11 protein-coding genes are annotated in these 12,519 nt (G+C 66.4%); 3 read left to right on the top strand and 8 right to left on the bottom strand.

Translation table 11 applies throughout. The features are described from left to right. Window position 1 precedes the first annotated feature (1 nt). Entirely contained in the window at window positions 2–3,142 is a 3,141-nt protein-coding gene (locus N0B71_RS10530; RefSeq protein WP_259758835.1) for an efflux RND transporter permease subunit, read from the bottom strand. A 15-nt stretch (window positions 3,143–3,157) separates the two neighbouring features. Continuing rightward, complete coding sequence (gene mexA / locus N0B71_RS10525) at window positions 3,158–4,315, bottom strand: multidrug efflux RND transporter periplasmic adaptor subunit MexA (protein WP_259758833.1); 1,158 nt, start codon at window positions 4,313–4,315, stop codon at window positions 3,158–3,160. Between the two features lie 269 nt (window positions 4,316–4,584). Between mexA and N0B71_RS10520 the strand changes: the two genes are divergently transcribed. After that, on the top strand, window positions 4,585–5,019 hold the full coding sequence (locus N0B71_RS10520) for a MarR family winged helix-turn-helix transcriptional regulator (protein WP_259758830.1): 435 nt from the start codon (window positions 4,585–4,587) through the stop codon (window positions 5,017–5,019). 51 nt (window positions 5,020–5,070) lie between these two features. Here N0B71_RS10520 and N0B71_RS10515 read toward each other — a convergent pair whose 3' ends face one another. The 3 genes from N0B71_RS10515 to N0B71_RS10505 all read right to left on the bottom strand — a co-directional run bounded on the left by N0B71_RS10515 (window position 5,071) and on the right by N0B71_RS10505 (window position 7,894). Next, window positions 5,071–5,646 (bottom strand): YceI family protein, encoded by a 576-nt coding sequence (locus N0B71_RS10515; protein WP_259758828.1) that lies wholly within the window; start codon window positions 5,644–5,646, stop codon window positions 5,071–5,073. A gap of 28 nt (window positions 5,647–5,674) precedes the next feature. Continuing rightward, complete coding sequence (locus N0B71_RS10510; RefSeq protein ID WP_259758826.1) at window positions 5,675–6,229, bottom strand: cytochrome b; 555 nt, start codon at window positions 6,227–6,229, stop codon at window positions 5,675–5,677. A 177-nt stretch (window positions 6,230–6,406) separates the two neighbouring features. After that, window positions 6,407–7,894 (bottom strand): flavin monoamine oxidase family protein, encoded by a 1,488-nt coding sequence (locus N0B71_RS10505; protein ID WP_259758824.1) that lies wholly within the window; start codon window positions 7,892–7,894, stop codon window positions 6,407–6,409. Window positions 7,895–8,074: 180 nt separating this feature from the next. Between N0B71_RS10505 and N0B71_RS10500 the strand changes: the two genes are divergently transcribed. Together N0B71_RS10500 and N0B71_RS10495 are read left to right on the top strand one after the other, a co-directional pair. Further along, window positions 8,075–9,478: an adenosylmethionine--8-amino-7-oxononanoate transaminase gene (locus N0B71_RS10500; protein ID WP_259758822.1), complete on the top strand. Its 1,404-nt coding sequence runs from the start codon at window positions 8,075–8,077 to the stop codon at window positions 9,476–9,478. 114 nt (window positions 9,479–9,592) lie between these two features. Beyond that, window positions 9,593–10,312 carry a 16S rRNA (uracil(1498)-N(3))-methyltransferase gene (locus tag N0B71_RS10495; protein ID WP_259758821.1) on the top strand — a complete coding sequence of 240 codons (720 nt, stop codon included), beginning with the start codon at window positions 9,593–9,595 and terminating at the stop codon, window positions 10,310–10,312. 201 nt (window positions 10,313–10,513) lie between these two features. Here N0B71_RS10495 and N0B71_RS10490 read toward each other — a convergent pair whose 3' ends face one another. The 3 genes from N0B71_RS10490 to N0B71_RS10480 all read right to left on the bottom strand — a co-directional run bounded on the left by N0B71_RS10490 (window position 10,514) and on the right by N0B71_RS10480 (window position 12,513). Then, window positions 10,514–11,125, bottom strand: a complete 612-nt coding sequence (locus N0B71_RS10490) for a LysE family translocator (RefSeq protein WP_259758819.1) — start codon at window positions 11,123–11,125, stop codon at window positions 10,514–10,516. A 73-nt stretch (window positions 11,126–11,198) separates the two neighbouring features. After that, on the bottom strand, window positions 11,199–11,999 hold the full coding sequence (locus N0B71_RS10485) for an AraC family transcriptional regulator (RefSeq protein WP_259758817.1): 801 nt from the start codon (window positions 11,997–11,999) through the stop codon (window positions 11,199–11,201). A 7-nt stretch (window positions 12,000–12,006) separates the two neighbouring features. After that, window positions 12,007–12,513, bottom strand: coding sequence for a chemotaxis protein CheW (locus N0B71_RS10480; protein WP_259758815.1), 507 nt, complete (start codon window positions 12,511–12,513; stop codon window positions 12,007–12,009). Between the last annotated feature and the right edge of the window lie 6 nt (window positions 12,514–12,519).

Genomic DNA, 12,519 nt, shown 5'->3' with positions numbered 1-12,519 from the left:
ATCAATGCCCCTTCTCGGTGGATTCCTGTTCCCTGGACGCCGGGTCCTTGAACAGGGTACTGACCACCACGTAGAACAACGGCACCCAGAAGATCGCCAGGACGGTCGCGGTGACCATGCCGCCGATCACGCCGGTACCGATCGCATGCTGGCTGCCCGAGCCGGCGCCGGTGGAAATCGCCAGCGGCACCACGCCGAGGATGAAGGCCAGGGAGGTCATCACGATGGGGCGCAGACGCATCCGGCAGGCCTCGATGGCCGCCTCGACGATGCCCTTGCCCTGCTCGTGCAGTTCCTTGGCGAACTCGACGATCAGAATCGCGTTCTTCGCCGACAGGCCGATGGTGGTCAACAGGCCCACCTGGAAGAACACGTCGTTGGACAGGCCGCGCATGGAGGTCGCCAGCAGCGCACCGATGACGCCCAGCGGCACCACCAGCATCACCGAGAACGGGATCGACCAGCTCTCGTACAGCGCCGCCAGGCAGAGGAACACCACGATCAGCGACAGTGCGTAGAGCGCGGGCGCCTGGGAGCCGGACAGACGCTCCTCGTAGGACAGGCCGGTCCAGGAGTAACCGACGCCCTTGGGCAGTTGCTTGACGATGTCCTCGACCGCCGCCATGGCCTCACCGGTGGATCGGCCCGGGGCCGGTTCACCGAGGACTTCCATGGCCGGCACGCCGTTGTAGCGCGCAAGCTTGGGCGAGCCGTAGCTCCATTCGCCGGTGGCGAAGGCGCTGAACGGCACCATCTCGCCGGCGCTGTTGCGCACGTACCACTTGTCCAGGTCTTCCGGGCTCATCCGCGCGTTCGGGCGGCCTTGCAGGTAGACCTTCTTCACGCGACCGCGGTCGATGAAGTCGTTGACGTAGTTCGAACCCCAAGCGATGGAGATGGTGCTGTTGATGTCCGCCAGCGAGATGCCCAGCGCACTGGCCTTCTCGTCGTCGATCAGCAGCTTGTACTGCGGCTCGTCGTTCAGGCCGTTGGGACGCACGCGTTGCAGCACCGGGTTCTGCGCGGCAAGACCGAGGAACTGGTTGCGCGCCTGCATCAGTACGTCGTGGCCGACGCCCGCCTGGTCCTGGAGGAAGATGTCGAAGCCCACGGCGTTACCCAGTTCGAGTACCGCCGGCGGGGCGAAGGCGAACACCATCGCATCCTTGAAGCTGAAGAAGTGCTGCTGTGCGCGCTGGGCCAGCGCGAACACGCTGTTCTCCGCGCCCGGACGCTCTTCCCAGGGCTTGAGCATGATGAACGCCATGCCCGAGCTCTGGCCGCGGCCGGCGAAGTTGAAGCCGGTCACGGTGAACACCGAGGCCACCGAGCTGCTTTCCTTGTCCAGCAGGTACTCGCGCATCGAGTCCACCACCACCTGGGTGCGCTCGGCGGAGGAACCGGCCGGGGTCTGCACCTGGGCGAACAGCACGCCCTGGTCCTCGTCGGGGAGGAACGCGGTGGGGATGCGGGTGAACAGGTAGACCATGCCGCCCAGGATCAGCACGTACATCAGCAGGTACGGCACGCGGTGCGAGAGGATCGACTTCACGCCGCGCTCGTAGCCGTGGGTGGTGGAGAGGAAGGCACGGTTGAACCAGCCGAAGAAGCCGCGCTTGTGCTCGCCGTGGTCGCCCTTCTCGATGGGCTTGAGCATGGTGGCGCAGAGCGCCGGGGTCAGCACCAGGGCCACCAGCACCGACAGGGCCATGGCCGAGACGATGGTGATGGAGAACTGGCGGTAGATCACCCCGGTGGAGCCGCCGAAGAACGCCATCGGCAGGAACACCGCCGAGAGCACCAGCGCGATGCCCACCAGCGCGCCCTGGATCTGGCCCATGGACTTGCGCGCCGCCTCGCGGGGCGACAGGCCTTCCTCGGCCATCACCCGCTCGACGTTTTCCACCACCACGATGGCGTCGTCCACCAACAGGCCGATCGCCAGCACCATGCCGAACATGGTCAGGGTGTTGATCGAGAAGCCGAAGGCGGCGAGTACGCCGAAGGTGCCCAGCAGGACCACGGGCACGGCGATCGTCGGGATCAGCGTGGCGCGGAAGTTCTGCAGGAACAGGTACATCACCAGGAACACCAGCAGGATCGCTTCGCCCAGGGTCTTCACCACCTCATGGATGGAGGCGGAGACCACCGGCGTGGTGTCGTACGGGTAGACGATCTTCATGCCCTGCGGGAAGAACGGCTCCAGCGTGCTCAGGGTCGCGCGGATCGACTTGGCGGTGTCCAGCGCGTTGGCGCCGGTGGCCAGCTTGATCGCGATACCCGAGGCCGGCTTGCCGTTGAACTGGGCATTGATGCTGTAGTCCTGGCCGCCCAGGGCGACGTCGGCGACGTCCTTCAGGCGAACCTGGGAGCCGTCGGCGTTGACCCGGAGCAGGATGTTCTTGAACTGCTCGGCGCTCTGCAGGCGGGTCTTGCCGATGATCGTGGCGTTGAGCTGCTGGCCCTTGACCGCGGGCAGGCCGCCCAGCTGGCCGGAGGAGATCTGCACGTTCTGCGCCTGGATCGCCGTCTTCACGTCGCCCGGGGTCATCTGGTAGCTGTTGAGCTTGGCCGGGTCGAGCCAGATGCGCATCGCGTACTGCGAACCGAACACCTGGAAGTCGCCCACACCGGCGGTCCGCGACAGCGGGTCCTGGATGTTGGAGACGATGTAGTTCGACAGGTCTTCCTTGGTCATGCTGCCGTCGGTGGAGACGACGCCGACCACCATCAGGAAGTTCTTCACCGCCTTGGTCACGCGGATGCCCTGCTGCTGTACTTCCTGCGGCAGGAGCGGGGTGGCCAGCTGCAGCTTGTTCTGCACCTGGACCTGGGCGATGTCAGGGCTGGTGCCCTGGTCGAAGGTCACGGTGATGGTCATGCTGCCGTCGGAGTTGGACTCCGAGGAGATGTAGCGCAGATGGTCGAGACCGTTCATCTGCTGCTCGATCACCTGCACCACGGTGTCCTGCACCGTTTCGGCGGAGGCGCCCGGGTAGCTCACCTGGATGGCGATGGCCGGCGGCGCAATGGCCGGGTACTGGTTCACCGGCAACTTGAGGATCGACAGACCGCCCGCCAGCATGATCACCAGGGCGATCACCCAGGCGAAGATGGGCCGGTCAATGAAAAACTTCGACATGACGAATCCCCTTGATTAACCCTGCTTGGCCGGTTGTGCGGCGGCGGGTTGGTCGGCAGCCCCGGCGGTGGGCGCCACGTTCTTCGCGGGTACGGCCTTGGCCTGAGCGCCCGGCTGGACGTACTGCAGGCCTTCGGTGATCAGGCGATCGCCCGGCTTCAGGCCATCGCTGACCAGCCAGTAGGCACCCACGGTGCGCTCGGCCTTGATGGTGCGCAGCTCGACCTTGTCTTCGCCGTTGAGCACCAGCGCCGTCGCCATGCCGCGGAAGTCGCGGGTGACGCCCTGTTGCGGCGCCAGGATGGCCTGCTTCTTGATGCCCTCTTCCAGCTGCGCATGCACGAACATGCCCGGCAGCAGTTCCTTGTTCGGGTTGGGGAAGATGGCGCGCACGGTCACCGAGCCGGTGCCCTGGTCCACCGAGACCTCGGAGAACTCCAGCTTGCCCTCGATCGGGTATTCGGAGCCGTCTTCCAGGTACAGCTTGACCTTGGCGGCGTTGTCGCCGGCCTTCTCCAGCTGCCCGGCGGCCAGCTCGCGGCGCAGGCGGATCAGCGCAGTGGAGGACTGGGTGACGTCGACGTAGATCGGGTCCAGCTGCTGCACGGTGGCCAGGGCAGTGCTCTGGCCGTTCTGCACCAGGGCGCCCTCGGTCACGCTGGAACGGCCGATGCGGCCGGAGATCGGCGAGTAGACCTTGGTGTAGCGCACGTTGATCTTCGCGTTGTCGACGGTGGCCTTGGCCTGCAGGTAGGCGGCCTGGGCGTCGGCGTATTGCTGCTTGCTCACCGCCTCGTCCTTGACCAGCTCCTTGTAGCGCTCGGCCTGCTGCTGGGTGGACACCAGGTTGGCCTGGGCACTCTGCAGGGTCGCTTCGTAGGTGGCCGGGTCGATCTGGTACAGCTGCTGGCCTTCCTTGACGTCGCTGCCTTCCTTGAACAGGCGCTTGAGGATGATGCCGTTCACCTGCGGGCGAACCTCGGCAATCCGATACGCAGTGGTGCGGCCCGGCAGTTCGGTGCTCAGGGTCACCTCCTGCGGCTGCAGGGTGACCACCCCGACCTCGGGAATCGGCTTCTCCTGCGGAGCCTGGGGTTTATCGCAGCCGGCAAGAGTGGCCATGGCGACGAGCAGGGCCGGAACCAGGGCGCGCATGGCTGGCTTTCGTTGCATATCGTTGTCCTCGTGAGCAAAGCATCCGGTGTGGCGGTGGGCTTGCCGGTCCGGAAAGCTGGCAAAAATACTTACATTCAGCTCTGTTTGTAAACGTCCGAAAGCCCTGAGGGAAAACTACTGAAACGTTTTAGCCAATGGCCGATATCGCAGTAGGTTTCCCGCAAGGCAGTCGCGGCGACGCACAAAGTTGATAACATCAACTAAAATACGAAAAAATGGTTGATCTGATCAACCGGATTTACACAAGGTTTACCGTGAGCGAGCCGATGACCCACACCGTGAATCCCGACCTGCCAACGACGCTGATGGAGGTCTTCGACCACTTGCGCGTGAGCCTGCAGGACGAACTGTGCGCGGAAGGCATCGCCCTCACGCCGCCGGACATCCGCCTGCTCGAACTGATTGGCGCCGATGCCGGGCAAAGCCTGCAGAGCCTGGGCCGCAAGATGTGCCGCGACAAGGCCCTGGTGACCCGCAAGATCCGCGAGATGGAGACGCTCGGCCTGGTTCGCCGCGAGCGCAACCCTGACGACCAGCGCAGCTTCCAGCTGTTTCTCACCGACGCCGGGAGCCGCATCGACGAACGCACCCAGGCGATCCTCGCACGCACTCATGACAGTCTGTTCGCACCGCTCAATGATGAGGAACAGCGTACCCTCGCCCGCCTGCTTCGCCAGTGCCTGCACGGTCGCAGTGACTAGGATCACAAACGAAAACGCCGGCATTCGCCGGCGTTTTCGCATTCCTGCGTCTTACTGACGCACCCCTTCGACCGACAGGGTCAACTCGACTTCCTGGGAAGCCGGGCCGAGGTCGCGCTGGATGTTGAAGTCCTTCAGCTTGAGGGTGGTGGTGCCGAGGAAGCCGGCGCGGTAGCCGCCCCACGGGTCATCGCCCTGACCGATCAGTTCAGCCTTGATGGTGACCGGCTTGGTCACGCCATTGAGGGTCAGGTTGCCGGTGATTTCGGCATTCTTGCCATCGGCCTTCACGGCGGTGGACTCGAAGGTCGCGGTCGGGTTCTTCGCGACGTTCAGGAAGTCCGGGCTGCGCAGGTGCTTGTCACGCTCGGCGTGGTTGGAGTTCACGCTGTTGGTGTTGATGGTGACCTTGACCTTGTCCGCGGACGGGTTCTTCTCGTCGAAGGTGAAGGCACCGTCGAAGTCGTCGAAGCGGCCGTACAGCCAGCTGTAACCCAGGTGCTTGATGCGGAACTCGATGAAGGCGTGCTGGCCTTCCTTGTCGATCTTGTAGTCCGCGGCCATGGCCTGGCCAGCGGAGAACAGGGCGGTACCCAGCGCCAGAGCGGCGAACGTCTTCTTCAGCATTGAAGCAATCTCCCTTTGAGGTGAGGTGTTATTTCGCGGCACGGCCGAGCATGCGCACCAGGGTCGCGTCGCGGTCGAAGAAATGGTGTTTGAACGCCGCCAGGGCGTGCAGCACGGCCAGCACCACCAGGGTCCAGGCCAGGTACAGGTGGATCGCGCCGGCAACGTCGGCCTGGTCGGTGAGGCCGCTGAGGGTAGCGGGCACGTCGAACCAGCCGAACACGCTGATGGGTTTGCCCTCGGCGGTGGAGATCAGGTAGCCGGCGATGATCACGGCGAACAGCAGCGCATACAACGCCAGATGGCCGAGCTTGGTCGCCAGGCGGGTCGCCTGGCCGTGGCTGGCTGGCGCTGGCGGCGCCGGGCTGATGAAGCGCCAGAGCACGCGGACGATCAGCGCGATGGCCAGGAGGATACCGATGCCCTTGTGGATTTCCGGCGCGCGGTGGTACCAGGTGTCGTAGTAGTCCAGTTCGCGCATCCACAGGCCCAGGCCGAACAGGCCGAAGACCACCAGCGCGCTGCCCCAGTGCAGGAACAGGCTGACCAGTCCGTAGCGAGCGGGGGTATTACGCCATTGCATCGATCGACATCCTTGAAAACGGGAATTCAAGACTAGCGGTTAATCCATCGAATAAAAGCAGAAAAATCTGCTTTGAAACATCGACTGACAAGATAGATCCCTGGCCTGAAACGCCCGTCCCAGAGCCAGAAACGACAATGCCGGCTGACGCCGGCATTGTCGATGGAACGGGTTCGATCAGAACGGCAGCCAGGACATGATGCCCTTCTTCTCGCCCTTCTCGGCCGGCTTGTCGCTGGCGGCCGGCTTGTTCTCGGCGATCATCGCCTTGCCTTCGAGCACCGGCGTCTTGCCGGCGTACAGGTCGCGCACCTGGGCGGCAGCGCGCTTGCCGCTGCGCAGCGCGCCTTCGATGGTGCCCGGATACAGCGCGTCGGTGTGCTCGCCGGCGAAGGCGACGCGGGACACCGGGGTCTCCCAAACGCGCCAGAAGCGGCTGATCTGCCCCGGGCCGTAGGCCAGGTAGGAACCGCCGGTGCCGGCGTCGGTGCTGTAGCGACGCATTTCATAGCCGTCGTAGGCGCCGCGCATCTTCGGGTAGTACTTGTTCATACGGATCAGCACCTGCTCGGAGAGCTGGCGGTCACCGAAGGCCTGCATGACGCGGGCGTTGTCGCCGGACAGGTTGATCAGCACGTTGGCGCCGCCCTTGGTCGCGGGCTCGACCCAGATCATGCCCAGGCCCTGGTCGCTGTAGATCTCGCCGGACAGGCGCGACTTGTCGTCCCACACCGGGCGCTTGAACTTCATCAGGATCTGGTCGCGCCAGCCGTAGTTGGTGCCCTTGAGCGCCGCCAGCTGCTTCTCGTTCAGGCCTGGGGTCAGGGTGATGTTGCCCAGCGCGCGCAGCGGCACGGCCAGCACCAGGTAGTCGGCGGTGTAGCCGGTGGGGCCGACCTTCACGGTCACGCCGTCCTTGTCCTGGTTGATCGCGGTGACCTTGGCGTTGGTCTTGATGGTCTTGATCTGCTTGACGAAGGCCTGGGCCAGCACCTGGCTGCCGCCGGGCAGGCGCGCGGCGCGCAGGTCGCGGTCGTCGACGCCACGGTACACACGGCCCTGCTGGGCGAGGTAGAGCAGCGACAGGCGCGACGGTTCGTCGTAGTGCGAGCGGATGCGCTGGTTGACCAGCAGGCGCGCGGTGGGCGACAGGTTGAGCTTGTCCAGCCAGCGTGCGGCGGTGAGCTGGTCGAGGGCGAACAGGGTCTTGTTCGCCAGCGGGTTGAGCGGGTCGTCGATGGACGCGGACAGCTCGTTCAGGGACTTCTCGAAGCGTTCGAGGTCCGCGGCGACGGCCGGCATCTTGGTCTTCAGGTCGGCGCTGGTGTAGTAGACGCCGTCGATCAGGTAGCTCGGGGTACGGACGAACTCCGGCGCCGGCACCGAATTCACCTTCAGGGCATCAAGGTAGCCGTTGAGGGTCGGCTGGGCCTTCTTGTTGCCGATCCACTCGCTGGTGGCCAGGCCCGAGCGGCCGCCCACCTGCGGCTTGGCTTCGAGCAGGGTGACCTGCCAGCCCGCCTGCTGCAGCTCATAGGCCGCGGAAAGACCGGCGAGCCCGCCGCCGACCACAATGGCGGTCGGCTGTTTGTCCTTGCCCAGCGCCACTGCGCTGAACACCCCCAGAGCAAGCAACGCGGCAGCGCGCAGCCATCCCATTTTCATCGCCGGAATTCCCCGAATTGGTGCAAAAGCGCGAAGCATACGTGAGCGCCTGAAAGCCGAATAGCCATGTTGGTCGGCTGCCAGCGGGATGTGTCGTAGGACGCGTCCTTGTTCATCTCAAGTGCATTGCATAGGCTTGCCGCCCAGAGCGAGCCGACAGTGACGAAGAGGAGTACCGCCATGGGCCTGAATGCCGAGTGGATGCAGCGCGATCTCGAGGTGCTGTGGCACCCCTGCACCCAGATGAAAGACCACGAACGCCTGCCGGTGATCCCGATCCGCCGCGGCGAAGGCATCTGGCTGGAGGACTTCGAAGGCAAGCGCTACCTGGACGCGGTCAGCTCCTGGTGGGTCAACGTCTTCGGCCACGCCAACCCGCGCATCAACCAGCGCATCAAGGACCAGGTGGACCAGCTGGAGCACGTGATCCTCGCCGGTTTCAGCCATGCGCCTGTGATCGAGCTGTCCGAACGCCTGCTGCGCCTGGCGCCGGCCGGTTTCTCCCGCGTCTTCTATGCCGACAGCGGCTCGGCCGGCATCGAAGTCGCGCTGAAGATGAGCTACCACTACTGGCACAACCTCGGCCAGCCGGAGAAGAAGCGCTTCATCACCCTGACCAACAGCTACCACGGCGAAACCGTGGCGGCGATGTCGGTGGGCGACGTGGCGCTGTTCACCGAGACCTACAAATCGCTGCTGATGGACACCATCAAGGTGCCGACGCCCGACTGCTACCTGCGCCCCGAGGGCGTGAGCTGGGAAGAGCACTCGCGGACGATGTTCGCCGCCATGGAGCAGGCGCTGGAGCAGCATCACCAGGAGGTGGCGGCCGTCATCGTCGAACCGCTGGTGCAGGGCGCCGGCGGCATGCGCATGTACCACCCGGTCTACCTCAAGCTGCTGCGCGAGGCGTGCGACCGCTATGGCGTGCACCTGATCCACGATGAAATCGCCGTGGGCTTCGGCCGTACCGGCACCATGTTCGCCTGCGAGCAGGCCGGTATCACCCCGGACTTCCTAGTGCTGTCCAAGGCGCTCACCGGCGGCTACCTGGCGATGAGCGCGGTGCTCACCACCGACAAGGTCTACCAGGCCTTCTACGACGACTACGCCACCCTGCGCGCCTTCCTCCACTCGCACACCTATACCGGCAACCCGCTGGCCTGTGCCGCCGCCCTGGCGACCCTGGACATCTTCGAGCAGGACAACGTCATCGAGGCCAACAAGGCCCTGGCCGCCAGGATGGCCAGCGCCACCGCGCACCTGGCCGACCACCCGCACGTCTCGGAAATCCGCCAGACCGGCATGATCCTCGCCATCGAGATGGTCCAGGACAAGGCGACGAAAACCGCCTATCCCTGGCAGGAGCGCCGCGGCCTGAAGGTCTTCCAGCACGGCCTTACGCGCGGCGCGCTGCTGCGCCCGCTGGGCAGCGTGGTGTACTTCCTGCCGCCGTACATCATCACCCCCGAGCATATCGACTTCCTCGCCGAGGTCGCCAGCGAAGGCATCGACATCGCCACCCGCGACGGCGTCAGCGTGGCCGTCAGCGAACGCTTCCCCGAGCACCGCGATCCGGGTTGAGGCGCCTGCGGCGAGCAACGAGCCGCAAGCCATACGCCGACAGCAAAAGCTTCGAGCTGGCGCTAACTGGCTTTATGCTTGCGGCTTTCCCCTTGCAGCTTGTAGCGATCAGCCATGCGCCTTTCCCGCTTCTTCATCGACGCCCCGCTCTCCCTCGGCCAGCACGAACTGCCCGAAGCCCAGGCCCACTACATCGGCCGCGTGCTGCGGCACACCGCTGGCGACGCCGTGCAACTGTTCGACGGCTCGGGCCGCGAGTACCTGGGCGAACTGATCGAGGTGGGCAAGAAGAACGTCCGCGTGGAACTGCGCGAAGCCTTCGACGGCCAGGCCGAATCGCCGCTGCGCGTGCACCTGGGCCAGGGCCTGTCCCGCGGCGAGCGCATGGACTGGGCGATCCAGAAGGCCACCGAACTGGGCGCCAGCGAAATCACCCCGATCGTCAGCGAACGCTGCGAAGTGCGCCTGAAGGACGAACGCGCCGACAAGCGCATGGCCCACTGGCGCCAGGTGGCGATCAGCGCCTGCGAGCAATGCGGCCGCTCGGTGCTGCCGGTGCTCAACGCGCCGATCACCCTCGCCGACTGGCTGGAAAGCTGCGAAGCGCAGCTCAAGCTGGTGCTGCACCCGGTCGCCGAGCCGCTCACCAGCCACGACAAACCATCCAGCCTGGCCTTCCTGATCGGCCCGGAGGGCGGCTTGAGCGAGGCGGAAGTGGAACAGGCCAAGGGCGCTGGCTTCCACGCCGCACGACTGGGGCCGCGCGTGCTGCGCACCGAGACGGCGCCGGTGGTGGCGTTGAGCGTGGCGCAGCAGCTGTGGGGCGATTTCTAAGGTCACAATTAACGCCACCCCCTGAGCCCCTCACCCTAACCCTCTCCCGCAGGGAGAGGGCTGGGGTGAGGGCAACCGGCAACGCCGATGCCAGACAGGTTCGCGAGCAAGCTCGCTCCTACGAAAAGCACTCCGAGCTGGCCGGCGAGCTGTAGGAGCGAGCTTGCTCGCGAACCACACAGCGCTGGCGTATCCGGCGAATCAGATCCCCCGCAACGCCAACCCCGCCAGCACCAGCAGCACGACCCCGCACAACGCATGGCTCACCCGGTGCCAGCGCGGCGAGGCGTTGCGTCGGAGCCAGTCCACCAGCGCGGCACAGAGGAAGCAGCAGAGCACCGAGGCGGTCATGAAGCCGGCGAAGAACACCAGCGAGTCCGCCAGCGTCGGCACGCCGTCCACCAGCCCGGCCATGGCGCCGCCCAGGGCGCCCCAGTAGACGATGTTCTTCGGGTTCGACAGCGACAGCATGGCCCCGGAAGCGAAGGCGCCGGCGTGGTGTTCGGCGCTGTCGCCCTCCTCTACCCCGCCAACCTGGCGCGCATCGCGCAGGCTCTGCACACCTAGCCAGGCCAGGTAGGCTGCGCTGGCCAGGGTCAGCGGCAGGCGCAACGTCTCGTGGCCCAGCAGCAGCGCCAGCCCGGTCAGGCCGATCAGCGCCCACACCGCGTCACCGATCAGCGAGCCGAACTGCACCAGCAGCGCCGGGCGGAAGCCGCCCTTCAAACCGCGGCGCAGGGTATCGGCGAGGACCGCGCCGGGCGACAGGCAGAAGACGATGCCGAACAGCAGCGCGGCGAAAAACAGGGTCATGGAGCGGCTCCGGACAGGATGGCGATGGGGCGATTCTGCCCGGGCGGCGGCCGCCGGACTTGAACCGGATTGCTCAGCGCAGGGCGCGCTGGAAGTGCCCTGGCGACACGCCGTAGGCCGCGCGGAAGTGCCGGTTCAGGTGGCTCTGGTCGGCGAAGCCCAGCTCATGGGCCACCGCGGTGGCCGGCAGGCCGGCGCGCAGCAGCGCCTGGGCGCGGCGGGTGCGCAGTTGCATCGCCCATTGCCGGGGGCTCAGGCCCACCTGTTTCTGGAAGCTGCGCAGCAGGTGGAAGCGCGACAGTCCAAGGTAGGCCGCCATCTCGTCGAGGCTGGGCTGGCGCGCCAGGTCGGCGGCCAGCCAGTCCTGCAGGTCGGTGATCCGCCCGCCCTGCTCCACCGCCTCCTGCGGCAGGCGTACGCCCGTGGCGCGGGCGATCTCGGCCAGCAGCAGGGTCAGGCGCTCTTCGCCCCGCTGGCGAACGAAGCTGTCCTCGCCCAGCACGCGCTCCACGGCGTCCGCCAGGGCAGCGGCCAGGGTCGGCAGGCGGCGACTGGGGCATTCGAATTCCAGGCGTTGCAGGCCGAGCATCGCCGCCAGCGGATCGGGCGCGACGTAGAGGCTGACGAATTGCCAGGGCTGGCCCTCGGCAACGCCGCCGCCCTGGATCTGGCCGGGGTTGTAGGTGGTGACGGCACCGGGGCCGGCCTCGAAGGTGCGGCCGTCCAGCCAGACGCTTTCCTCGCCGCGCAGGTTGGCGCTGATGACGAATTCGTCGTGGCTGTGGCGTTCGAAGCGATGGCCGCCGAGGGTGGCGCCGGCCACCTCGAAGCCGGGTTGCTCCCCCAGCTGGGCGAGGCGCAGGCCAGCGCTCATGGCGGGCTCAGATCAGGCCGGAGTCGGCCAGCTTCTGTTCCAGCGCGACCAGGTCGGGGATGCGCGCCTGGGCGTCGCCCAGGTCCACCGCGTCCAGCTCCAGCGGCGCCAGCGCCACGTCGGCGCGCTTGAGGTCGCCGCCAACTTTCACCGAGCGCGGGATGCCCTGCACCAGCAGGGCGAAGAACTTCACGTTGGGCCGCCCGCCCAGGGCGTTGACCACGATCACCCGTGCACCGGGGCTGACTTCGGCCTGACCGTCGGAGGCCGCCTCGAAGGACAGCAGCGGCAGGCGCAGGTCGCGCCAGGCCACCTGGCCCAGGTACCACGACGGCAGGCCGTCCACCGGGTGCGGCGCGCGGTAGGTGATCAGCTCGGCCACCGCCACGTTGGGCAGCAGCAGGTTGCGGTCGGCCAGCGGCACCAGCAGGGCCGTCAGGCTGCCGGGGGCGGCGTTGGCCGCGGCGCCATGGGCAACGGCGGTGCTGGCATTGGCGATGGGAAGATCACTCATCGGGCC

Origin of the sequence: Pseudomonas sp. GCEP-101 (genome assembly GCF_025133575.1) — a bacterium.
Lineage (GTDB): Bacteria > Pseudomonadota > Gammaproteobacteria > Pseudomonadales > Pseudomonadaceae > Pseudomonas > Pseudomonas nitroreducens_B.
Note: the sequence above shows the minus strand (reverse complement) of the source record. Positions and strands in the feature narration are given on the sequence as shown.